The 23388-nt window shown below is 31.1% G+C and carries 20 protein-coding genes; 10 read left to right on the forward strand and 10 right to left on the reverse strand.

Features of this window, described 5'->3' with window-relative positions:
* Window positions 1–161 precede the first annotated feature (161 nt).
* The 8 genes from P3X86_RS10140 (at window position 162) to P3X86_RS10175 (ending at window position 11135) form a co-directional block, all read left to right on the forward strand.
* Window positions 162–1532 (forward strand): Na+/H+ antiporter NhaC family protein, encoded by a 1371-nt coding sequence (locus tag P3X86_RS10140; protein ID WP_483292573.1) that lies wholly within the window; start codon window positions 162–164, stop codon window positions 1530–1532.
* Window positions 1533–1705: 173 nt separating this feature from the next.
* A complete protein-coding gene (locus P3X86_RS10145; protein WP_483292574.1) occupies window positions 1706–2596 on the forward strand; it encodes a ribonuclease H1 domain-containing protein in 891 nt (296 codons plus the stop codon).
* A complete protein-coding gene (locus P3X86_RS10150; protein WP_483292575.1) occupies window positions 2593–4554 on the forward strand; it encodes a GTP-binding protein in 1962 nt (653 codons plus the stop codon). The genes P3X86_RS10145 and P3X86_RS10150 overlap by 4 nt, the downstream gene beginning before the upstream one ends.
* A 126-nt stretch (window positions 4555–4680) precedes the next feature.
* Window positions 4681–4923: a hypothetical protein gene (locus P3X86_RS10155; protein WP_483292576.1), complete on the forward strand. Its 243-nt coding sequence runs from the start codon at window positions 4681–4683 to the stop codon at window positions 4921–4923.
* A gap of 109 nt (window positions 4924–5032) precedes the next feature.
* The gene (locus P3X86_RS10160; RefSeq protein ID WP_483292577.1) at window positions 5033–7081 is read left to right on the forward strand and encodes a sigma-54 interaction domain-containing protein; all 2049 of its coding nucleotides are present in this window, start codon (window positions 5033–5035) and stop codon (window positions 7079–7081) included.
* A gap of 325 nt (window positions 7082–7406) precedes the next feature.
* The gene (locus tag P3X86_RS10165; protein ID WP_483292578.1) at window positions 7407–8666 is read left to right on the forward strand and encodes a dicarboxylate/amino acid:cation symporter; all 1260 of its coding nucleotides are present in this window, start codon (window positions 7407–7409) and stop codon (window positions 8664–8666) included.
* A gap of 42 nt (window positions 8667–8708) precedes the next feature.
* Window positions 8709–9887 (forward strand): MalY/PatB family protein, encoded by a 1179-nt coding sequence (locus P3X86_RS10170; RefSeq protein WP_483292579.1) that lies wholly within the window; start codon window positions 8709–8711, stop codon window positions 9885–9887.
* Between the two features lie 159 nt (window positions 9888–10046).
* On the forward strand, window positions 10047–11135 hold the full coding sequence (locus P3X86_RS10175; RefSeq protein WP_483292580.1) for a hypothetical protein: 1089 nt from the start codon (window positions 10047–10049) through the stop codon (window positions 11133–11135).
* Between the two features lie 363 nt (window positions 11136–11498).
* On the opposite strand, the gene pcp is transcribed toward P3X86_RS10175, so the two are convergent.
* From pcp to P3X86_RS10190, 3 genes are all read right to left on the reverse strand, one after another.
* Complete coding sequence (gene pcp, locus P3X86_RS10180) at window positions 11499–12104, reverse strand: pyroglutamyl-peptidase I (RefSeq protein WP_483292581.1); 606 nt, start codon at window positions 12102–12104, stop codon at window positions 11499–11501.
* Window positions 12105–12224: 120 nt separating this feature from the next.
* Window positions 12225–12461 (reverse strand): BhlA/UviB family holin-like peptide, encoded by a 237-nt coding sequence (locus tag P3X86_RS10185; protein WP_483292582.1) that lies wholly within the window; start codon window positions 12459–12461, stop codon window positions 12225–12227.
* Window positions 12355–12993 (reverse strand): sigma factor-like helix-turn-helix DNA-binding protein, encoded by a 639-nt coding sequence (locus P3X86_RS10190; protein ID WP_483292583.1) that lies wholly within the window; start codon window positions 12991–12993, stop codon window positions 12355–12357. Before P3X86_RS10190 ends, P3X86_RS10185 begins: the two co-directional genes overlap by 107 nt.
* A gap of 398 nt (window positions 12994–13391) precedes the next feature.
* On the opposite strand from P3X86_RS10190, the gene P3X86_RS10195 reads away from it, so the two are divergent.
* Window positions 13392–13535, forward strand: a complete 144-nt coding sequence (locus tag P3X86_RS10195; RefSeq protein WP_483292584.1) for a hypothetical protein — start codon at window positions 13392–13394, stop codon at window positions 13533–13535.
* Window positions 13536–13611: 76 nt separating this feature from the next.
* On the opposite strand, the gene P3X86_RS10200 is transcribed toward P3X86_RS10195, so the two are convergent.
* The 7 genes from P3X86_RS10200 to lysA all read right to left on the reverse strand — a co-directional run bounded on the left by P3X86_RS10200 (window position 13612) and on the right by lysA (window position 21198).
* Window positions 13612–14415 carry a M55 family metallopeptidase gene (locus tag P3X86_RS10200; RefSeq protein ID WP_483292585.1) on the reverse strand — a complete coding sequence of 268 codons (804 nt, stop codon included), beginning with the start codon at window positions 14413–14415 and terminating at the stop codon, window positions 13612–13614.
* A 386-nt stretch (window positions 14416–14801) separates the two neighbouring features.
* Complete coding sequence (locus P3X86_RS10205; protein ID WP_483292586.1) at window positions 14802–15602, reverse strand: M55 family metallopeptidase; 801 nt, start codon at window positions 15600–15602, stop codon at window positions 14802–14804.
* Window positions 15603–15620: 18 nt separating this feature from the next.
* Window positions 15621–16466 carry a diaminopimelate epimerase gene (gene dapF / locus P3X86_RS10210; RefSeq protein WP_483292587.1) on the reverse strand — a complete coding sequence of 282 codons (846 nt, stop codon included), beginning with the start codon at window positions 16464–16466 and terminating at the stop codon, window positions 15621–15623.
* Between the two features lie 39 nt (window positions 16467–16505).
* Window positions 16506–17678, reverse strand: coding sequence for a M20 metallopeptidase family protein (locus P3X86_RS10215; protein WP_483292588.1), 1173 nt, complete (start codon window positions 17676–17678; stop codon window positions 16506–16508).
* A gap of 31 nt (window positions 17679–17709) precedes the next feature.
* Window positions 17710–18861: an alanine racemase gene (gene alr, locus P3X86_RS10220; protein WP_483292589.1), complete on the reverse strand. Its 1152-nt coding sequence runs from the start codon at window positions 18859–18861 to the stop codon at window positions 17710–17712.
* A 22-nt stretch (window positions 18862–18883) separates the two neighbouring features.
* Entirely contained in the window at window positions 18884–19825 is a 942-nt protein-coding gene (locus P3X86_RS10225; RefSeq protein ID WP_483292590.1) for a S66 peptidase family protein, read from the reverse strand.
* A gap of 71 nt (window positions 19826–19896) precedes the next feature.
* Window positions 19897–21198: a diaminopimelate decarboxylase gene (gene lysA / locus P3X86_RS10230; protein WP_483292591.1), complete on the reverse strand. Its 1302-nt coding sequence runs from the start codon at window positions 21196–21198 to the stop codon at window positions 19897–19899.
* A 563-nt stretch (window positions 21199–21761) separates the two neighbouring features.
* On the opposite strand from lysA, the gene P3X86_RS10235 reads away from it, so the two are divergent.
* Window positions 21762–23321 (forward strand): ABC transporter substrate-binding protein, encoded by a 1560-nt coding sequence (locus tag P3X86_RS10235; protein WP_483292592.1) that lies wholly within the window; start codon window positions 21762–21764, stop codon window positions 23319–23321.
* Window positions 23322–23388 lie beyond the last annotated feature (67 nt).

Raw genomic sequence — 23388 nt, forward strand, 5'->3', positions numbered from 1 at the left:
AATTGTTCTAAGACATCATGAAATTAAAAGGTGTAATTGGGACATGAATAATCCCGATTGCACCTTTTGGCTATATAAATTTTTTACATATTTGAAAACGTATTCATACTATTTTAACTTTATAAATTTAACGCATTACTAAAACAAAGGAGGAAATTGTAGTGAATAAACAATTAAATAAAAAGACCTCTAATGGATTTGCTCTAATACCTTTATTGGTATTTGTTGGAGTTTATTTAGGGAGTGGCATATATTTTCAGATGAAGGGCGTAGCGAAAGCTTTTTACCAGTTCCCTGCACCAGTGGCGATTTTTTGTGGGATTATAGTTGCATTTATCATACTTAAAGGAACTATTAATGAAAAATTTGAAACTTTTGTAAAGGGCTGTGGAAACAACGATATTATAATAATGTGTATAATCTATCTTCTTGCTGGAGCTTTTGCTGCTGTGTCCAAAGCTATGGGGGGAGTTGATTCCACAGTTAATTTGGGACTTACATATATACCGCCACAATATGTAATGGCGGGACTCTTCGTAATAGCAGGATTTATATCTATAGCAACAGGTACATCTGTAGGAGCTATCGCTGCACTTGGTCCTATAGCTGTAGGAGTATCAGACAAAGCAGGTCTATCATTAGCATTGACTTTGGCAGCGGTTTGTGGTGGTGCAATGTTTGGTGATAATCTATCAGTAATATCAGATACTACGATTGCTGCAACTAGAACTCAAGGCTGTGAAATGAGAGATAAGTTTAAAGTTAATATATTTATTGCGTTGCCAGCAGCTATAGGTACGATTATATTATTATTAATATTTGGACATCCAGAAACTGTTCCTGCTATGCAATCCTACGATTTTAATATTATCAAAGTAATACCTTATTTATTCGTTTTGATTTTGGCATTGTCAGGCTTAAATGTTTTTGTAGTGTTAACAGGAGGTATTTTTTTATCAGGTGTTATAGGGTTATATTATAATGATCTGAATATTATTGGTTTAGCAAATGAGATATTTACAGGGTTCACAAACATGACTGACATATTGTTGTTATCACTGCTGACAGGAGGTCTAGCGGCTATGGTAACAAAGTGTGGAGGAATACAGTTTTTACTTGATAAGATACAAAAAATAATTAAAGGCAAAAAATCAGCAGAATTAGGGATAGCTACATTAGTTTCTTTAACAGATGCAGCAGTAGCAAACAATACAGTTGCTATAATCATTAATGGTCCTATTGCAAAAGAAATCTGTGAAAAATATAAAGTAGATCCTAGAAGAAGTGCATCTTTGCTTGATACTTTCTCATGTATAGTACAGGGCTTGATTCCGTATGGTGCACAGATGCTTATATTGACTAGTTTTGCGAAAGATTCACTATCATCTATTGATGTAATTCCTCTTTTATGGTATCAGCAACTATTAGCAGTGTCTGCTATCATATCAATATTTGTACCGTTTGCAGATAAAATAATAAAAAAGAATCCTTGGAAATGGGAGAAAAATAACCAAAAAATCAAGGCTGAATAACGTTTGGCTGATAGGAAAAACAAATAATAAGATATTTAGATAAAGGATACTTAGTGGACGATAGTTTGCTAAGTATTCTTGCTTTTATATTAACTGTTAATAATGTATGAAGATATTATGTGCTATAATATAAGTGAATTGATGAAATGGAAAATAAAATTAAGGAGTTAGTTATGAGTAAAAGTAAAGTATACGCGGTTAGAAAAGGAAGAAAAACAGGTATATTTAATACATGGAGTGAGTGTCAAAGATCAATAATGGGGTTTTCGGGCGCAGAATATAAAAGTTTCGATAATATGGAGAATGCTCTACAGTTTATGAATAAAGCTATTGATGAGAAGCAAGTAAAAACAATAGAGCAATTAGATGACGACGAAATGATAGCATATGTAGATGGTAGTTATGATAAAAAAGAGAAATGGTACAGTTATGGAGCTATAACATTCTACAAAAATAAAAGACAAGATTTTTCGGATAAAGCAAATGATATAGACCTTGTAGAAATGAGAAATGTAGCAGGGGAACTAGAAGGAGCTAAAAAAGCCATAGAATACGCACTAGAGCAAAAGGTAAAGCGACTATACCTATATTATGACTATGAAGGTATTGAAAAATGGGCTAACATGTCTTGGTCAGCTAATAAACAAGGAACTAAAGATTATCAGGAGTATTTTAATCGTATTTCCAAAGAACTAGAGGTTGTTTTTGTTAAAGTAAAGGCACATTCGGGAGATAAATATAATGAAGAGGTTGATCAGTTAGCAAAAGAAGCATTATTTGCTACTAAACTTTCACAAAAAGAGATTGTTTCAGATGAAAATATAATTAGTAGTAAGGTTAGCACAAATAAAATAACACCTGTTTTTAACATCAACATAAACAATAAATATGTAAATACTAACGATTTAATGAAAGAGTTCAAACAGAAGTGGAAAAGTATGAATAAAAAGATTTCCGATATAGAGGATTTAAAAATTATTATATCCAGAGAAGAAGAACTAAAAACAGTGTTTCAGGTAATAACAAAAACAAATGATGTAATTATCGTTGAGGTGAACAAATGATAAAGACTATAGGAGTTCTTGCTCATGTAGATGCAGGGAAGACTACATTTTGTGAACAGCTATTATATCATACAGATAAGATTAAAAGCAGAGGTAGAGTAGATCATAAAAATTCATTTATGGATACACATTATATAGAAAAAAACAGAGGAATAACCGTGTTCTCAGATCAAGCAGTTATAAATTACTCAGGATGCAAATATTATTTGATAGATACACCTGGGCATGTAGACTTTTCTCCTGAGATGAATAGAGCAATAAAGATGATGGATTATGCAATAGTTATTCTAAGTGCAGTTGAAGGCTTGCAGGGTCATACTGAAACTATTTACGAATTTTTAAGAAAAAATAACATACCTACTTTCTTTTTTATAAATAAAATAGATAGAATAGGTGCTAGGGTAGAAGAAGTAATGGAGGAAATAAAGGACAATCTCTTTGAAGATGTATATTATATAGAAAAAAATCTAAAACATGAAAATATGTTAAGTGAAGAACTGATTGAATTCATGGCAGAAAGAGATGAAAAATTACTTGAAAAATACTTGGATGGTGAGAGAAGCTATAAATACTGGATAGAAGCTTTAAAACATATGATAAAAGAAAATAATATTAGTATATGTATGAGTGGTTCTGCGCTCCTAGATGATGGTGTAGTGGATTTTTTTGATAATGTAGACCTTTTGACACATGTCAAAAATGACATAGAAAGTGGCTTTGGTGGCAGGGTTTATAAAATCAGGCATGATAAAGATGGCGCTAGACTTACACATATAAAAATAACTACAGGCAAATTAAAAGTGAGAGATGAAGTAAACTATATAGCTGGTGAAGAAGAAATTAAAGAAAAAGTTACACAGTTAAGAGAGTACAATGCGGATAAGTATGAAAAAGTAAATGATTTAAATGCAGGTGATATGGCGTGTGTATTAGGACTTACAAAGGCAAATGTGGGGGATGGCTTGGGTGAGCTATTAGGAACTAAAGATAACTATGAAAGCATGACTGCATTAAAAGCAAAAGTAATATTCAAATCCGATACAAGGCCAAAGGAGGCTCTCAAATATTTTATGATTCTTGATTTAGAAGAACCATCATTAAAAGTATCATGGCAGGAAAAGTTAGAGGAAATACATGTTCATGTAATGGGTGTGATACAATTAGAGGTCTTAGCTGATATAATAAAAGATAGATTTTCACTTGATGTTGAATTTGCAAAACCTGAGATTATATATAAAGAAACTATCAAAACAAAAACCATCGGCTATGGTCATTTTGAACCACTCCGTCATTATGCGGAGGTTCATCTAAAGATAGAGCCAAACGAAAGCGGAGAGGGAATAATATTTGAGAATCAATGTCATGTAGATATGCTTCCAATAGGAAATCAAAAGTTAGTAGAAAAACATATTTTTGAAAAAGATCACAATGGGTTATTAACTGGTAGTGAGTTAACTGACTTAAAGATAACACTTTTAACAGGTAGAGCAAGTAAGCTTCATACTAGTGGTGGAGATTTTAGACAGGCAACATATAGAGCTTTGAGACAAGGGTTAGAGAAGGCAGAAAATATACTATTAGAGCCTTATTATGATTTTAAAATACAAGTAAAAAACGAACATATTGGAAGAGTAATATCAGATATACAGAAATATCATGGGAGTTTTAATGAACCAGAAAATTTAGGCGATAATGTGATTATAACAGGTAAAGGACCAGTTGCAACTTTTATGAACTACAGTATGGAATTAACAACGTTTACTAAAGGGAAAGGTAAGCTAAGTTTTAAATTGGCGGGTTATGAAGCTTGTCATAATCAAGATGAAGTAATAGCCAAGATTGGATATGATAAAACGGCGGATAGTGAGTATATATCATCTTCTATATTTTGTTCTAAGGGTAAATCGTATACATTGAAATGGGATGAGTGTGAAAAAGAAATGCATTGTCTAAGATAGAATAAACAGTAACAAGAAAATGTGGATAACTTAATTGTAATTATTTTGAAAATTAATAATCTTACGTGACTTCGTAATGAATCTGTAGTTTTATTTTATTTATAAATTATTTTGGGGGGATAGATAATGATTGAAAAAATACTAGAGTGTTTTATGACTTTAGCAGTTGCAACTGTTTTTTATGGATTTATGATTTATCAGTACCTATATCCAGAGAAAAGTTTTGTAATGGGTAGAAGGTGGATGTATAAAGAAGAACCAAAAGCTAGTGAAGATTTAATCCGATTTTATAAAAGATCCGCCATAGTAGGTATTGTTGTTCTTACATTATTATTAGTAATTGTTCTATATATCATAATAAGAGGATGAAACTAAAATGAGTAAAAATTTTAGTTATACAAAAAATAAGATAGTTTAAAGGAATTGTTAATGATTGTATTGTAAATAAGTACTTTTATATTAGATGATGGAGGACGATATGAAAAGAAGACTAGGGATAGTTACATCTAGTAAAGATGTTGGACATGAATACGAAAAACAGCTACTAAATGTCTTTGGTGATAAGATAGAGGTTATCACTTATGCATTTGAGTCAAATGACGTGAAAAATATAACAAATCTAGATGCAATATTGATAAGTACTTTTTCACAATACGAGGTTTTAAAAAAATATATAGACAATGAAGTTGAGATTATAATATCCAAACTCACGCTCTCTAAAAGAAGTTTTGATTTGTTGAGGAATTTTAAGATTGATAAAACAGCAATGCTTGTAAATTTAAGCTTAGAGATGTGTATAGAAACTATGGCTTTACTATATCAGTTAGGTTTTGATAACTATGAATTAATTCCTATGTATCCTAATATTAATGAAATACCTAACCTAGATACAGCAATAACTACTGGAGAAATGAGATATGTTCCCAGAGATATCAAAAAAGTTATTGATTTAGGACATAGATTGATAGATAAAAATACTATTGTTGAGATTGCTGCCAGCTTGAATTTAGAAGAAGTACTTTCAGAAAAAAGAGCTCTTAAATACTTTGAATCATTGGTTGCATACAACAAAGGTGTGGAGTTTTTGATAAGTAGATCTAACACTATAAAAAACCAATTTAATACATTGCTCTCCATTATGAAAAAAGGAGTAATCGGTGTGGATAGTGATTGCAATATAGTAAGTTGCAATGGCATAGCAAAAAAGATACTAGGCGAAAGCAAATCATCTATTGGACATAATGCAAGAGAGGTTCTGCCACAGATAGAGTTTGATAAATTTTTCAAAACGAAAAAAACCGTAAAGGATAAACTAATTGAGGTTAAAGGAAAATACGTAACAGTATCAATATATCCAATTGGAGTAGTGAGTGGGTCAGATGTTTACGACATAACAGATGGTGCTTATGCTATAATAGAAAGTTTTCAATCACAAGAAAATAAGCAGAATATGTTAAGACTACAACTAGCTAACAAGGGTCATATAGCTAAATATAATGTTAATAATATCGTAGGTAGAAGCAAAGAAATAGAAGAAGTAAAGAGTCTGATAGTTAGAATGGGTAACTCAAAATCAGCTGTTTTGATTACAGGAGAAAGTGGAACAGGAAAAGAAATAGTAGCTCAAGCAATACACAATGCATCTCCAATAAGAGATAAACATTTTGTTGCTATTAACTGTGCTGCAATATCACCTAATTTGCTAGAAAGCGAGCTATTCGGATATGAAAGTGGAGCGTTTACAGGAGCTCTAAAGGGTGGTAAGATAGGTATATTTGAATTTGCTAATAATGGAACACTGTTTTTAGACGAAATAGGGGAAATGCCTATGGAACTTCAGGCTAGATTGCTTAGAGTTATACAAGAAAAAGAGGTTATGCGTGTAGGAGGCAATAAGATTATCAAGATAGATGTTCGTATAGTTGCGGCTACAAATAAAAATCTCTATGAGCAAGTTGAAAAGGGACAGTTCAGAAAGGATTTGTATTATAGGCTTAATGTACTTCCTATCAATCTACCTCCACTAAGAGATAGGGTAGAAGATTTGGAGGTATTGATAGAACATATTAAAAGCAAGGAAGGATACGATTTTAAAATCTCTGATTCTGTCATGAGATTTTTAAAGGGATATAAATGGGATGGAAATATCAGAGAGCTTATAAACTGTATTGAGTATTTTGATAATATAGGTACAGAAGTTATAGAGATGAATCATTTGCCACATCACATGGAGGAAATATATAAAAAAAGTAAACAATCAAAGCAAGTGGAAACTATAGAAGATTTGAATGAAAAACAAAGTTTTGTTCTAAATCTATTTTACGAGTCATTCCTTAGTCGCAAAAAATTAGGAAGAAGAAGTATATCACAGAGAGCTTTTGAAGAAAATATGCATATAACAGAGTATGATGTTAGAGGAATACTTAATAAATTGAAAGAATTAGGATATATAAATATTGAAGTTGGTAGAGGTGGAAGTACTATTACTAGTAAAGGTATAGATATAATGAAAAATAAAATGGGTTAACGGGGGATAAAAATTCCGTTAGCCCATTTTATTTTAAATTGTTTAGGAAAACTTTTTCATAGATATTTTTTTATAAGCGAGAAAAATGTTTAAATTTGAATTGTTTAATAAAAAAATAATATAAATCTATTTAATTTGGCACTTCTTTTGCAATATAAAAGAACGAAAGCTGATATCGCTTCGTGAAATTATTTTACTCATACTTACCTAGGCAATCATGTGGGCTTGATTATTACTTTTCAAATTTAATGCTTTACAATGGTTAAGTTTGTAAATATAATGATATGAAACATGATTAAATAGGACTAAAATTAGGAGGTTATTTATGTCACAAACAAAAATTACTAAAAAAACAGTGTTTCAATCGTACAGATCATTGATATTATTGCTAATGGGTATTATAGCCGGCTGTATTATTGGTCTAATTTATGGAGAGAAAGCGACTGTACTTAAGCCTTTTGGTCAAATCTTTCTAAACTTAATGTTTACAGCAGTTGTACCACTTGTATTTTTTAGTTTATCTAGCTCAATAGCTAAAATGTCAAACACAAAAAGACTTGGAAAAATACTAGGTAACACACTATTAGTATTTATTGTTACAGGACTTATAGCGTCAGTATTTATAATTGGAGTAGTGACTATTTTCCCACCAGCTGAAGGTGTTAATATATCACTTGGAAGTTATGAAGAACCAGAGCAAATGAATTTGATGGATCAGGTTGTAAAAGCTTTAACCGTTGGTGATTTTAAAGATATTTTATCTAAAGGAGCAATGCTTCCATTGATAATTTTCTCAATAGTATTTGGTTACTGCGTGAGTTTAATAACAAGTAGCAGGAATCTTGAACACAACCCAGTAGTAGATGTGTTGGATATATGTGCAGAAGCATTTATGAAGATGATAAATATAATCATGCTTTATGCTCCAATAGGATTGGGTGCATACTTTGCATCATTAATTGGAACTTATGGCTCGAATTTAGCAAAAACTTATGCTAAAGCAGTTGGAATGTTCTTCCCTATATGTATATTCTATTTCTTAGTATGTTTCACTCTTTATGCATACTATGCTGGGGGACTAAAAGGTATCAAGGTATTCTATAAAAATATTTTACCAGCAGTTATAACTTCATTAGCAACACAAAGTTCAGTAGCAACACTTCCAACAAACTTAAGTGGAACTAAGAGGATGGGAGTACCTGAAGATATCAGTAGTATAGTTTTACCATTAGGAGCAACTATGCACATGGATGGTACAGCGCTCACAACATTGATGAAGATATCGTTCTTATTTGGAATATTTGATATGAACTTTACAGGACTTAGTGTTTGGGCTACAGCGATAGCAATATCAGTAATGAGTGGTGTTGTAATGAGTGGTATACCTGGTGGAGGAATGATGGGATCACTTATCATAGTAGGGTTCTATGGATTTAACACAGAAGTTATTCCAATTATTGTAACAATAGGACTTCTAACAGATGCTATAGCAACTATGATCAATGCTACAGGTGATGCTGTTGCTTCAATGATGGTTACAAGAAGAGTTGAAGGTAAGAATTGGATGCAAAAAGCATTTAAATAAATTAGCGCTAAACAGTGCTTAACGAAAGATTTGGAGGTAAACATGTATAATTTTGATTTAGCAATAGATAGAAAAAATACTAGTTCAGTAAAATATGAAGAAATGGGCCTTAAATTTGGCAGTAATGATTTACTTCCTTTTTGGGTAGCAGACATGGATTTCAAATGCCCTGATTTCATGATTGATTGCCTTGTAAAGAGAGCAAACCATGGTGTGTTTGGATACACTAAGAGAATGCCAGAGTACTATGGTGCTATAATTAACTGGCTAGATACAAGACACAATATAACTGTTAAAAGAGAAGAATTAGAGTATGGTCCTGGTGTAGTTTTCTTACTCAACATGATGATTAGAAAATTCACAAATGAAGGTGACAAAATCATAATACAAACACCTGTATACTATCCTTTTAAAGCTGTTATAGAAGGCAATAAAAGAGTAGTTAGTGACAATACTTTAGTATTTGAAGATGGAAAATACGTAATGGATTTTGAAGACTTAGAGAAAAAGGCAAGTAATCCAGAGTGCAAAATGATGATTCTTTGCAGCCCACACAATCCAGTAGGAAGAGTTTGGACTAAAGATGAATTGAGAAAAGTTGGAGAAATATGTTTTAAAAATGATGTATTGTTAGTATCAGATGAGATTCACTATGATTTAGTGTATAGTGGATACGAGCATACACCTATGATAAACGTTGACGAAAAATGGAACAAAAATATTATCATATGTACAGCACCTAGCAAGACATTTAATATAGCTGGACTTCACACTGCTTTCTGTATAATCAAAGACGAAGAAAAAATGAATGCATACAGAAGTGAGTTAGGGTTGTTAGATCTTAACAGATCAAATTCATTTAGTAGAGAAATCACACAAGCTGTTTACGAAAATGGAGCAGAGTATGTAGATGAGTTAGTTAAGTACTTGGAAGGAAATATGAATTTTGTATACGACTTTATAACAGAAAACATTAAAGGGATAACTCCATACAAAATGCAAGCAACATATTTAATGTGGATGGATTGCAAAGGGTTAGGGTTAGATACAAAAGATATAGACAAGCTGTTCTTTGAAGATGCTAAAATCGCCCTTGATAGTGGACACTGGTTTGGTGAAGTGGGAGAAGGCTTTATGCGAATAAACATCGCTTGCCCAAGAGCTATGCTTAAAGAAGGCTTAGAAAGGCTAAGAGACGCAGTTAACGCAATAAATAAATAGTTACTCAATATACATCCTGCTAAGCTGTATCAAGATAAAATTCTTGATACAGCTTTTTTCTTTGATTTATAACAGATATAGTTTACAATATTCTTATAGAAGAGTTTTGTATAGAATATAATGTGAATCAAAAATATAGTATTAATCGGGGGGATTATTATGTATGAACTTGGACTGAATAATTATATGAAGCCAAATGAATATAGATTCAAATTTTATAAAAAAATACATAATCATTTTTTAAAATACAAGAATAAATCAATAACTAGACAGCAGCTATATAAGTATGGTAGAGAAATAAATATGACAAGGAAATGGGTGGAAAATGAAATAATAGGATGTCTATATGCTCCGTTTTTGATAGAACTGGAATATAATAGAGATGTATTTGAGTTAACATATAACGGAGAGCAGAGATTCAGAAATTTTTTTGACTATGGTAATTATATAAAATATGAAATGCCATTTAATATGAGTATTGCTAATGACAAAACTAAATTTCAGTTTTTCTATACAGACAGCTTAAATGATGAAAAGATACTTTCTACGTTTGCTGAAGAAGGATGGAGTAAAAATGTTTCACAAAAGAGACTAATGAAAAAAACTAAGAGTAAAATATCTTTTTTAGATAGTATAAGATTAATCATTAATTCATTAAAAGTATATAAGCAAAATCAGTGTAATTATCTAGATTGGATAAATCAATACGGGAAAAAACATCTAACAAGTGATAACAGGACATGCTTTTTACATTCAAGATTCTATTTAAAAAGTGAACTCGTAGATGGTCATAGAAAATTTTTTAAAGAACTACTAGAATTTTGTGAGAAACCTGTAGATTGGAATGGTAAGACTATACTAGTAAAGCAATATAAAAATATTATGAAGAAAAATGATATTAATATTGATACAAAAGAGTTCATACAAACATGTATAAAAGATACTATTATAAGATATTGTGACTATGAAACATTAACTTTGACAAGTACAGGTTATTTTATATTGACTACTTATTTTAATGAGTTAAAAAACATACAGATTGTTTTGAGAAAATATGAAGATGAAAAATATGAAGTGATAATAGGGAAGAATGATAAATTTTTAAAAGAGATAATGATGTATTTAGATGATAATGGGTTTAGTGATGATAAAATGGGATGGAAGTATAAAAAGGTAAATAGAGATGATTTGATTAAAGTTTTTAGTAATATTTATGATATATGTAATGTACAAAAGAGTTTCTTTTAATTAACACAAAATGCCTTAGGGACTGGATTATAAAGTTGGAGAAAGTAAGACTATAATATCCTTATATTTTATTTCTATATCTCTTGCTTGATATCTTAATATCTTATTCTTTTTGAATTTTAGAATGTAAAACATTAAGATTACTGTCAAGACTGTGTGGAGATAATTTCTATTAGTTATGATCCCATCTTTTTTCTTTTCATCAAATATACATAAACAAACTAAAAGAGATAATATAGTTTGGATATATAAATTGTGCAAAAAGAAATAGACAAAGTAATAAAAGTGATAAAGGGAGATATCACTTAAGACATCTTCCTTTATCGTTTTTAATGAGTTCTATCAGTAACCAAAGCTATAACTTTATTTATTTTCTATCGAAGCTTCTATTGTTAACCTTAGAGCAGTAGCTATAGTCTCAAGAGGCATAGAAGGTAAGTGGTATCCAGCTTGCTCAGGTAAATATGGTACGTGTATAAAACCTCCTCTGATATTGCTAAATTCATTTTCAATCATATGAAGCAAACCATACATTAAGTGGTTACAAACAAAAGTACCTGCATAATTTGAAATAACTGCTGATATATTATTATCAGTCAATTTCTTAAGAATTGCATTAATAGGCAAGTTAGAATAATAGGCATATTTACCATCATCGTAAATAGGTTTGTTAATAGGTTGATTTCCTTCATTATCTGGAATTGTAGCATAATCTAAGTTATGTGCAATTTTTTCAATAGATATAGAAGAACTACCACCTGCTTGACCAGTGCAAATTACTATATCAGGCGATTCTTTTACTATTGCTTTCTTTAAAGTATCTATAGATTTTCTAAAGACTGTTGGAACTTCAAGTTTTACGATACTATAGCCCATTATCGTATCAGGTAATTTTTTAACAGCTTCTATAGAAGCGTTTACAGAATCTCCTCCAAAAGGATCGAAACCTGTTATTAATATTTTTTTCAAATTAAAACCTCCTATTTATTTTTTCTAAGAAAGTTTAACCGGTTAAATTTAACTTCTCACTATATACAAACAAAAAAACTAATCGAAATGTAAACCCCCTCAAAAAATTATTTTAACGAGTTACTTTTTATCGGCTTTAAATACATATTTTTTTATTTCTATTACATCTTCTTTAATATCTAAAACTAAATTAAGCTTTTCAGTAAGACTTGTTATAATATCTTGATATTTTATTTCTCTTTCTTCTTGCTTAATATCTCGTTTTTCTTGATTTTTTAAAATGTAAAACACTAATATTACTGTCAATACTGCCCAAATACCATGTTTGGAGGCAATTTCTATTAGATTCGATTCCATCTTTTTCACCTCCGTCGGATGATATGTATTTTCTAAGATTTTTCAATGCTCTGTTTTTTAAATGATTTACTGCTTGCCTTGATATTTTTAATTGTTTAGCTATTTCTATATCTGACAAATCATAAATGTATTTCCTTACAACAATTCTTCTTTGCTGTACTGGTAGTTCTTTTAGTAACTCACAAATAAACAGATTACTAGCAAAGTCTACCGTTGCGCTATTTTTCAATAATTCTTGGTTAATTTTAAGACATTCTTTTGTTTTTATTTGATTGTTTTTTCTTAATAATCCAAGTGATTTACTTTTTAAAAAAGCATTAATATATTTAGCTATCTGACTATTATTGCGATTCTTTATTTTGCTTGGATTTAAATTTAATATGAAATCTAAGAATGATATAGTTAAATCACTTTGCATATCTTCATTTTTTTTACTGTAGTATACTATAGATTTATAAAAATCAACGTATAACTCTTTTAATGCTTGCTTATCTTCTTTTTGCGCGTCTAGTATTGCTTTACTTAACTTCATCTCATGCGACCCCTTTTAAACATACTTGTACTAGATACAAATGAATTTGGAGCTGTTTTTGTAAACGGGTATATTTTGACTTGTTTTGTAATTTTTTAAACTTTAGTAATATAGACTGCTTTAACCTAAAATAAGAGCAACTAAAAAGTTTTAGTTGCTCTTATTTTAGGTTTTTCTCCTGTAAATACATTAAAAACAAGTGCTGATATTGAAAAACAAAGTTAGATTATTGCATAAGCTATAGTATAGCTAGAGTACAAAAGTTTAAAACTGGAAGTGTTAAAAGAATTGAAATACATGATTTAAGGTTAAAAAATGAGAAATCACATACAAGCAAACATATTGATTAGTCTAAAACTAATCTTAACTATAACCTCCATGAGTTTGAAGGTTCGTTTATGTTAAAGACGGATTGGGGTTATGATTTAAAAGTTGAAGAACAGTTTAGTGAAATCATATTTCAGTTAATTAAGATAGAAAAAAAGCGACTGCAAGCAGTAACTTCAGATCGTGGGGTTTTGGGGTCAGGCTTGAAAAGTTGAAAAACAGTTCGGTGAAAAACATATTTTAGTTAATTAAGATAGCAAAAAAGCGACTCTAAAGCAGTCGCTTTTATACCTAATATAGTATAAAAAAGTTTGTTACCATCATGTCTCTAGCGGTTTTGGCAGTGTATTTAACAGTAGTATCGTTTACTAACTCAACACCTGGATAAAAACTTGCTCGCCTAGCAAGTTGATGTTTTTTGTAGTTGATTTCTAGTTCAAATTTTTCAGGAAGTTTTATAGTGCATTTCTCCATCTTTGATAGACCTACCTTTATTTTTTCCTTTATTAGAGAGCAAGCATAGCTAGGGTTTAAGCTAATTGTGCTATCTCCAAGGCCTTCTAAAACTGCTACAGTTTCCAAAGTGGGATTGATAAGTTTTGCATCTTCGCAGAGCATCTTGTCTCCACTTAAGAAAACAACAGGGATTCCCATTTCAGCAGCAGCATATGCATGTAGCGTGTATTCCGTTGCTATAGTACCATTAATTTTTATATAGTTTATCTGAGTATTCATGGTGTGAGATAGAGGATTTCCATTTCTACTAGCACCAGAGTGATAACCTATAAAAGCAACAGCATCGTATGTATCATCTATACCACCTATCATAGAATTTGGATCAGATGTCCACCCTCTAACTAATCTAACATTTTGGGGCAAATCTGCTATTATTACATTTCTTCCAGTAGCATGAGAGTCCTTTACCAATATTTCAGTATCATCACCAAAGGCTTCATTGATACCTTCACATGCAGCTTTGATTTCGTTAGTCATCTGCTGTCTAAGCATCGGATAGTCTATGTTTCCCATACGAACTTCATCCCAGTGAGTACAGCCAGCAACACCTTCTATATCCGCACTTATAAATACCTTCATAAGAACATACCTCCTATAGTTTTTTTGTTATATTTAGTATTACTAATATGTTTAGATTTGTCAAGAAGGCTTTCGGTGGATTTAAAAGTTGCATTTGTAACTGCAACACTAAACAAAGTTGCACTGTAGACTGCAACATATTTTTAAAGATTGATATTTTGAAGAGTATTATTTGTTAGGAATATTTTTCAGCATAGTATCAACAGTAGGAATATATACAGTAGTTATGTATATCATTAAAGCTGTATAGGATGATATTTAGCAAAATATCTAAGTGATTACTACGGTATCAAAAACTAACTAAATGAATATCCGCTTTTATGGAAAGTGACTATAGACACTTGTTTTAGAACGCTAAAAAGGGAGAAATTATATCTCCCTCATCTTTATAATATAAAGAAAATAGTTACCATCATATCTCTAGCTGTTTCAGCCACAAATTTTACAGTAGTATTGTTTATTAAAGTTACACCTGGATAAAAGCTTGCTTTTCTAGCATCTTGATGTCTTTGATAATTGATTTCAACCTCAAAGCTATCTGGAAGATTAACTATACATTCATCAATTTTTGATAGACCAATTTTTATTTTCTCTTTAATTAATGAACAAGCATAGTTAGGATTTAAGCTTATAGTACTATCTCCAAGCCCTTCTTTTACAGCAACAGTTTCAATAGAAGGATTTATTATCTTAGCACTTTCACAAAGCATTGCATCTCCGCTTAAAAAGACAACAGGTATTCCCATCTCACTGGCAGCATAAGTATGTAATAAATATTCTGTAGCTTGCAAACCATTAACCGTGATGTAATTAGTTTTCAGATTCATAGAATGAGACAAAGGATTACCATTTTCTCCTGCACCTGAATGGTAGCCTATATAAACTAAAGCATCAAATGATTCGTCAATACCGCCTATCATTATATTGGGGTCAGAAGTCCAGCCTCTAATCAATTTTACGTTTTCAGGTAAGTTCTTCATTATTATATTTCTTCCAGAGTCGTGTGAATCTTTGACTACTATTTCAACATTACTGTCAAAAGCTTCATTGATACCTTCACATGCTGCTTTGACTTCATTTGTCATTTGTTCTTGAAACAAAGCATACTCACTATGACCAAGAGTTGTTTCGTTCCAATTATTACAGCCAGTTACCCCTTCAATATCAGTACTTACATATACTTTCATACAGTTACCCTCCTTAGTTTATTTTAAATCTTCGTCAGTTATGATTCCTTTACATACTATATTAGTATCTCCTGTTAGAAATACTTTTGTTATAGCATTATTATCTTTTAACAAACTAATTTTTAAAGCTCCTATTTCCACAAGTATATTGACAGTATCTTTTCTTAGTATGCCTTTGAGAATAAGTGCTATAGCTACAGAGGTAGAGCCTGTTCCACAAGCTAGTGTAAAGTCTTCTACACCTCTTTCGTATGTTTTGACAATAGCAGTATTTTCGTCTATTATATCATAAAAATTGATGTTTGCCCCTTTTGGAAAAGCTTTATTATATCGAAGAGATCTACCAAGCTCAAATATACTATCATTGTCAGTATTAGCTAAGTTATCGTACTTAATAACGCAGTGAGGTACTCCAGGATTACCAAGTTCAATATAAGAACATTCGTATTTTTTTCCTTCAATATAGACTGTTTTGTCGAGTTCTAAAACACTTGGATTGTTTAACTGTATTTTAACCTGTCTATTATCTAATATCTCAGCATTAACTACTCCAGCGGTGGTTTCAAAAGACATTTGTTTATTTACGATATTTTCTTCAAAAGAATACCTAGCTATACATCTGGCGCCGTTTCCACACATTTCTGCAATACTCCCATCAGTATTGTAAAATTTCATTAGAAAATCAGTACCTTCAGTAACAGGATTATTCACAGCCATTAAACCATCAGCTCCAACAGAAAGTTTTCTTTTGCAAACTCTTGATGCTAGAGTAGACAGTTCTTTGTCTGATAGATTGTATTTTCTATTATCTACAATGATAAAGTCATTACCAAGTCCTTGTAGTTTGTAAAATTCGATATTCATTATACCACTCCTTATAATTGTAATATCAAGAGATATAGATTACAAGTCCAATAGAGCAAGAGTATTAGCTATTTGCAGCCTTACACCAACTTTTAGACATTCCTCGTCTATATCAAAACTAGAATTGTGTAGAGAGTTGTTAATATGTTTTTTAGAATTACCACAGCCAAGATGAAAAAAACCACCTTTTGTTCTATTAGAGAAATAAGAAAAATCTTCACCGCCTAAACTAGGCGTTTCTTTAAATACAATATTTTCTCTACCAAGTAAACTTTCCGAAGTATTTTTAATAATATTTACAACATCAGAATCATTTACTAAAGGCTCATAGCCATCGAGTATTTGAGCTTCTCCACTACCACCAAAAGATGCAGAGATATTTTCTACAATACCTTTTATTCTGTCTTTAGTATATTGTCTAGTTTCTGAATCTAATGTACGAAGTGTTCCGATCATAGTTACTTCATCAGATATTACATTACCCCTAGTACCACCCTGTATTGTTCCAATAGAAAGTGCAACTGAATTTAAAGGAGATATGTTTCTACTTACGATAGATTGTAGACCTACAAGAACATGGCCAGCTATCATTATAGCATCAATTCCTTGCTCAGGGTAAGCACCATGACCACTTTTACCTTTTATGGTTATATTTACACTGTCAGTAGAAGCATTTAACTTACCATATTTTAATTCTACTTTACCAGCATCCAAATTAGGCATCACATGGAGTCCTAGTACATAATCTACTTTTGGATTATCCATACAGCCTTCATTTATCATTGGTAAAGCACCACCAGTTGATTCTTCAGCAGGTTGAAAGAACAGCTTTACATTTCCTTTTATAGAATCTTCCATTTGTTTAAGTAACTTAGCTACTCCTAGAAGTATAGTAGCGTGGGCATCATGGCCACAAGCATGCATAATACCTTCATATTTAGACTTATATGGTACGTTGTTTTCTTCTTTAATCGGAAGTGCGTCGATATCTGCTCTTAAAGCTACTGTGTTTCCACTTTCTTTTCCTCTAATTATACCAACTACACCTGTAGTAGCTATTACTTCATGTTCAATACCCCATTTGGTTAAATATTCACATATTTTATCTCTAGTCCTGAATTCTTTTGTGCTTAGTTCTGGATGCATGTGAAAATCTCTTCTAATATCAACTAATTCGTTATATATACTGTTAACAGCTTTTTTTAAATCCATAATGTACTCTACTCCTTTAAATATTTGAAAATTAATCAAGTAAATAATCAACAATTTTAATAATATTATTGCTTTTTATATAAACTCTTGGCGTTCTACGAGTTATTCTTGCCACAATTTCATTCTTATTTGTTTCTGCTAATTCACTAGCTTCTTGTATACTCATGGTATTATTTTTACCGTCTCCGTATATTATTACTTCATCGCCTATTTTAACATTAGGGACATGTGTTAAATCAACCATACATTGATCCATACATATTACACCGATTATAGGAGCTTTTTGATTGTGAATAGTTACATAACCTTTATCTTTCATATTCCTAGGGTAACCATCAGCATATCCAAAAGGTAGAGTGCCGATTATACTATCTTTTTTTGCAATCCATCTATAACCGTAACTAACACCTTCGCCTTTTGAAACTAATTTTATATGAGAAATCTTTGTTTTAAACGTCATAACTTGTTTTAATATTAATGAATCATTTTCATAGGATTTCAAGCCATAAATTATTGCACCAGGTCTAATCATATTTAGTCTATATTCTGGATAATCCACTGCTGCTATACTATCACATATATGTTTATATTTAAAGATGATACCGCGTTTTTTTAACTCGTTAATAGCGTTTACAAACTTATTGTATTGAATGCTGTCGGTAGATTTGTTTTTTAATGCAAAATGTGAAAATATACCTTCAGGGGATATATGTTTGAGGTTATAGATTTGCTCAATCTCATCTATACTACAAGTACAATCTCTAAAACCTAATCTATTAAAACCAGTATCATACTTTATGTGAATTTTAGCTTGTTTATTATAATTATATGCAACTTTATCTAATAGGAGTGCCTGATTTAGCGAAAATATTGTTTGAATTATATCGTGTTTCACAGTATGTTCTAGAACATTATCGGGAGTATATCCCATTATAAGTATATCATCAGTGAAATTATTTTTCCTAAGTTCAAGAGCTTCCGTCAAGGTAGCAACAGCAATCATATCTGCGCCACTCTTTATGATTATAGGTGCTAAAAAAGCTCCTCCATGACCATATCCATTTGCTTTGATAACAGCAGCTATAGCTACATCTTCGCCAATAAGTTTCTTGATTTCTTTGATATTGTACTCTAAGTTATCAATATTTACTTCTAATATGGTATCTCTAAATAAATTAGACATTATCAAACTCCTTTATTTGTAGTTAAATGCAGGCAGATTCTAAAAATTCAATTTCTTTAGTAGTAGCATTAAGTCTTACTTTTGTTCCAAAGGCAATAGTTGCTTGAGGGTGAATATGACCAGCTCTAAAATTATTAATCGTAGGTTTATTATAAGGTTTTATTATTTCATCAATTATAGTCTCTAATGATAATGAGAAATCTTCGTATTCCTTTTCGCATTTATTCCACGTGCCAAGAATTATACCATTGCAGTCTTTGAATTTTCCTGCAAGAGCAAGCGAGTTAAACATTCTATCTAATCTATAATACATTTCTCCTACATCTTCAATAAACAATATTTTACCTCTAGTATCAATCTCATAAGGAGAACCTAGAGTTGAAACTAGTAGGGATAGATTACCACCTATTATTTCGCCGTAAGTTTGCCCATCATTGATAGTGATAATTTCTTCACCGATAGGATTTTTAACTGAGCCAATGACATCAGTTTTAAATATGTTATTTATAATACTTTTCTTTGTATATTCGTCCATTTTATTTTTAACAAAACAGTCACTCATACCGACTGGACCATGAAATGTGACCATACGGCATATTTGATTAAGAACCATATGAAGTCCAGTGATATCACTATATCCCATAAATACTTTAGGATTTTTTCTAATAGTTTCATAATCTAATAGCGGTAATAACCTGGGAGTTCCATAGCCCCCCTTTATACACAAAATACCGTTTACATACTTATCAGCAAAAGCGTCGTTTATATCTTTTGCTCTAAGTGAATCATTTCCTGCTAAAAAACCATGCTTTGCGTAACAACTAGGGTACATTATAGGGTTTAATCCGTAGCATTCTAAAACATCATTCAATAAATTAATATATCGGTGATTCTTTACAGGCGATGAAGGAGCAATGATTGCTATAGTATCTCCTTTTTTTAGAGCTTTTGGCTTATTGATCATAATCAGTCCCCCTAAAATTTTGTAATTTATAAACTTACAACTTAATCATCAAATTTTATGAATATTGAAGATTAAAAATTCAATCTATCTGGGATTATATTATTACGAAGCATATCATCATAAGATTGCCTTTTTACAATGACTTCATCTTTTCCATCCTTTACCAATACTACTGCTGGTATTACATTTGAGTTGTAATTATTCGCCATAGAATATCCATATGCACCAGTACTAAATACTGCTAATATATCTCCTGGAGAAATTTCAGGAGTTTTCAAATCGTGTATCAATATATCACCAGATTCACAGCACTTACCGCAGATAGTAACTGTTTTGTATGTTTTGCTGTCAAGTTTATTTGCTATTACTGCATCATATTTGGCTTGATATAATGCTGGTCTTATATTATCAGTCATACCTCCATCTATAGCTACATAAGTTCTGATATTTGGTATGGTTTTTATAGAGCCTACAGTATAAAGAGTTATTCCGGCTTCACCAGCTATCCATCTGCCAGGCTCTATGATGACATGCATATCATCAATGTGATTTTTACCACAGAAATCATTTATCTTATTCATAATAGGGTCAATAAAATATGAAAGAGATTTAGGCTCATCATCATTGGTGTATTTTATACCAAAACCACCACCAAGATTTAATTCATTAACTGTATAATTATGTTTTTCTTTAGTGTATTTCACTAACGATAAACTAGCATCAAGAGCAGCTAAATGAGATATATTATCATGAAGTTGAGACCCTATATGAAAGTGAAAGCCCATAAATTCAATATATTTAGAATTAATAGCTTTTTCTATAGCAGGGTAGATGATATTCTCATTTAATGGAATTCCAAATTTAGAGTCTTTATTACCAGTTGTAATATATTTGTGAGTATCTATTTTTACTCCTGGAGTTATTCTAAACAATATCTTAGCGGATTTGTTTTTTGATTTACATATTGTTTCTAGCAAATTAAGCTCATAACAATTATCTACTATTATTCTTCCTACTCCATAGTCGATAGCCATTTCTAGCTCTGATTGGGATTTGTTGTTGCCATTGAACTCTATCTTATCAGCAGGAAAATTTGCCTTGATAGCAGTGTATAACTCGCCACCAGATACTACATCTAGACCTAATCCTTCACGCTCTATGATTTTACACATTGCTAATGATAGGAATGCTTTGCATGCATATACTGCCTTTGTATTTTTATATTTATTGAGGAAAGATTCCCTTATTTCTTTACATCTTGAAATTATTACATTTTCAGAAAAAACATACAGTGGAGTACCATATTTATTTGCCAAATCTATGGTATTACAACCATCAAAATATAACACCGAATTATTGTTTTTGCTTATCATGTTATCCTCCTTCGTTACTCATGAAATTTCTATTATTAGTTATGCGAAAACTGTGCCAACTCTATAAATAATAAAATTATAGTTATAAAATTTTATACAATTTACATATATAGTGCAGTTATTTTTATATTAACATATAGAATACATACCTAAAAGGTTAGTATTATGGATAATTTATATTAATTTTAGATATTTGTCTATATTTTTGGACAACTTTCCAATTTTGTGGAAAGCATTTTACTGAATATTCATAATATTAAATTAGCTATATTGACAATAGTGTTTAATAAAGTATTGCGGGAAAACGCTATCGTAATAATTATTAACGATAAAATAAAAATCAATTGCATTTAGTAATGGGCATGTGTTAATATATTAGGAAACCTATAACATAATATTGATATTGGTATTACTAAACAAGGTAATTCGTTTAGCTATAAGGGGTAGTACATATAGTTATTTGGAAAAGTGATATAACAATTTAACTTTATTGCTTTAAAGTTATAATCAAATAAACCGATAATAATATTATGTTTTAGACAATAAAAACAAGGAGGAATAAAATGAAGAAGAGAGTTATAGCATTGATGTTATCTATGTTTGTACTAAGTACAGTACTACTAAGTGCATGTGGTGATAATCCAAAAAAAGATGATAAAAAAGCTGACAATGACAAGCCAAAAACTCTTATTTATGCAAGAGGCGCAGATTCTGTAGGTTTGGATCCAGCGTATGTATCTGATGGAGAGTCAGCAAAAGTCACATGTAATATTTATGAAGGGTTACTAAGATATAAAGAAGGTACAACAGAAGTTGAGCCAGCCCTTGCAACAGATTGGAAAGTTAGCGAAGATGGGAAAGAATATACGTTTAACTTGAGAAAAGATGTCAAATTCCATGATGGTACACCTTTTAATGCGGATGCAGTTTTATTTAGTGTAGAGAGACAATTACCACCAAAGAGAACTAGTGATATGCCATATGCATCATTTACATATGGAGCCGTAGAAAAAGTTGAGAAGGTTGATGATTACACAGTTAAGTTTATTTTAAAGGATAAGTATACACCGTTTTTGGCTAATATGGCAATGGCTTTAGCAGCACCTATTGCTTGTCCAAATGGAAAAAACCTAGCATCAAACCCAATAGGTACGGGACCTTATAAGTTTGTAAAATGGGACAAAGGGCAATCTATAACACTAGAGAAGAACAATGAATATTGGGGAGAAAAAGCTAAGATAGATAAAGTTATATTTAAAATAACAAAAGAAAACTCTGTTAGAGCTAGTGAGCTAATAGCTGGTTCTGTTGATATAATCGACGGAGTTGACCCTAATGATGTAAAACAAATGGAAGACAATAAGTTAAATGTTATAAAACAAAATGGTATGAATATTAATTACATGGCGTTTAATTGTGAAAGAAAACCATTTGATGATCCAAATTTAAGACAGGCAATATCATATGCAATAAACCGTGAAGAGCTAGTTAAATACTTATATCAAGGATATTCAGAGATGGCTAATAGTTACATGCCAGATTTTATACCAGGATATAATAATGACATAAAGCCTTACGAGTATAACGTAGAAAAATCTAAACAAATGTTAAAAGAATTAGGAAAAGAAAACTTAGAGATCAAAATAATATGTTATTCTAATCCAAGACCATATAACCCAGTTGGACAAAAGTTAGCTGAAGCTATTCAAAATTACCTATCTAAAGTTGGAGTTAAAGCTACAATAGATGTTTATCCTTGGAAGGAGTATAAGCAAAAAGTAAGACAAGGTGAAGGAGACATCCTATTTAATGGTTGGATTGGTGATAATGGAGATGCAGATAATTTCTTATCCCTTTTAGATTCAAAAGAGATAGAAGGTGGGCTTAATTCAGCAAACTTTGGTAGTGAAAAAGTAGACGAGCTTTTAGCTAAAGCGAGAACTTTACCAAATGGCGAGGAAAGAAACGAGGTATATAAGAAAGCACAAGAAGAGTTAACTAAAGAAGCTCCTTGGTTACCTATATCACATGCTACAGATATGGCAGCAACAGCTAAGAATATTAAAGGTTTCAAGCTTCATCCAACAGGTGTTGTTAATATAAGTAAGATTGATAAAGAGTAGTTAAGATTCTAAACACATATTGAACACTTAAAGGGGCATCTTGAGGTCATCTTGAGATTGCCCTTTT

It is taken from the genome of Abyssisolibacter sp. ZYX002 (assembly GCF_056892235.1).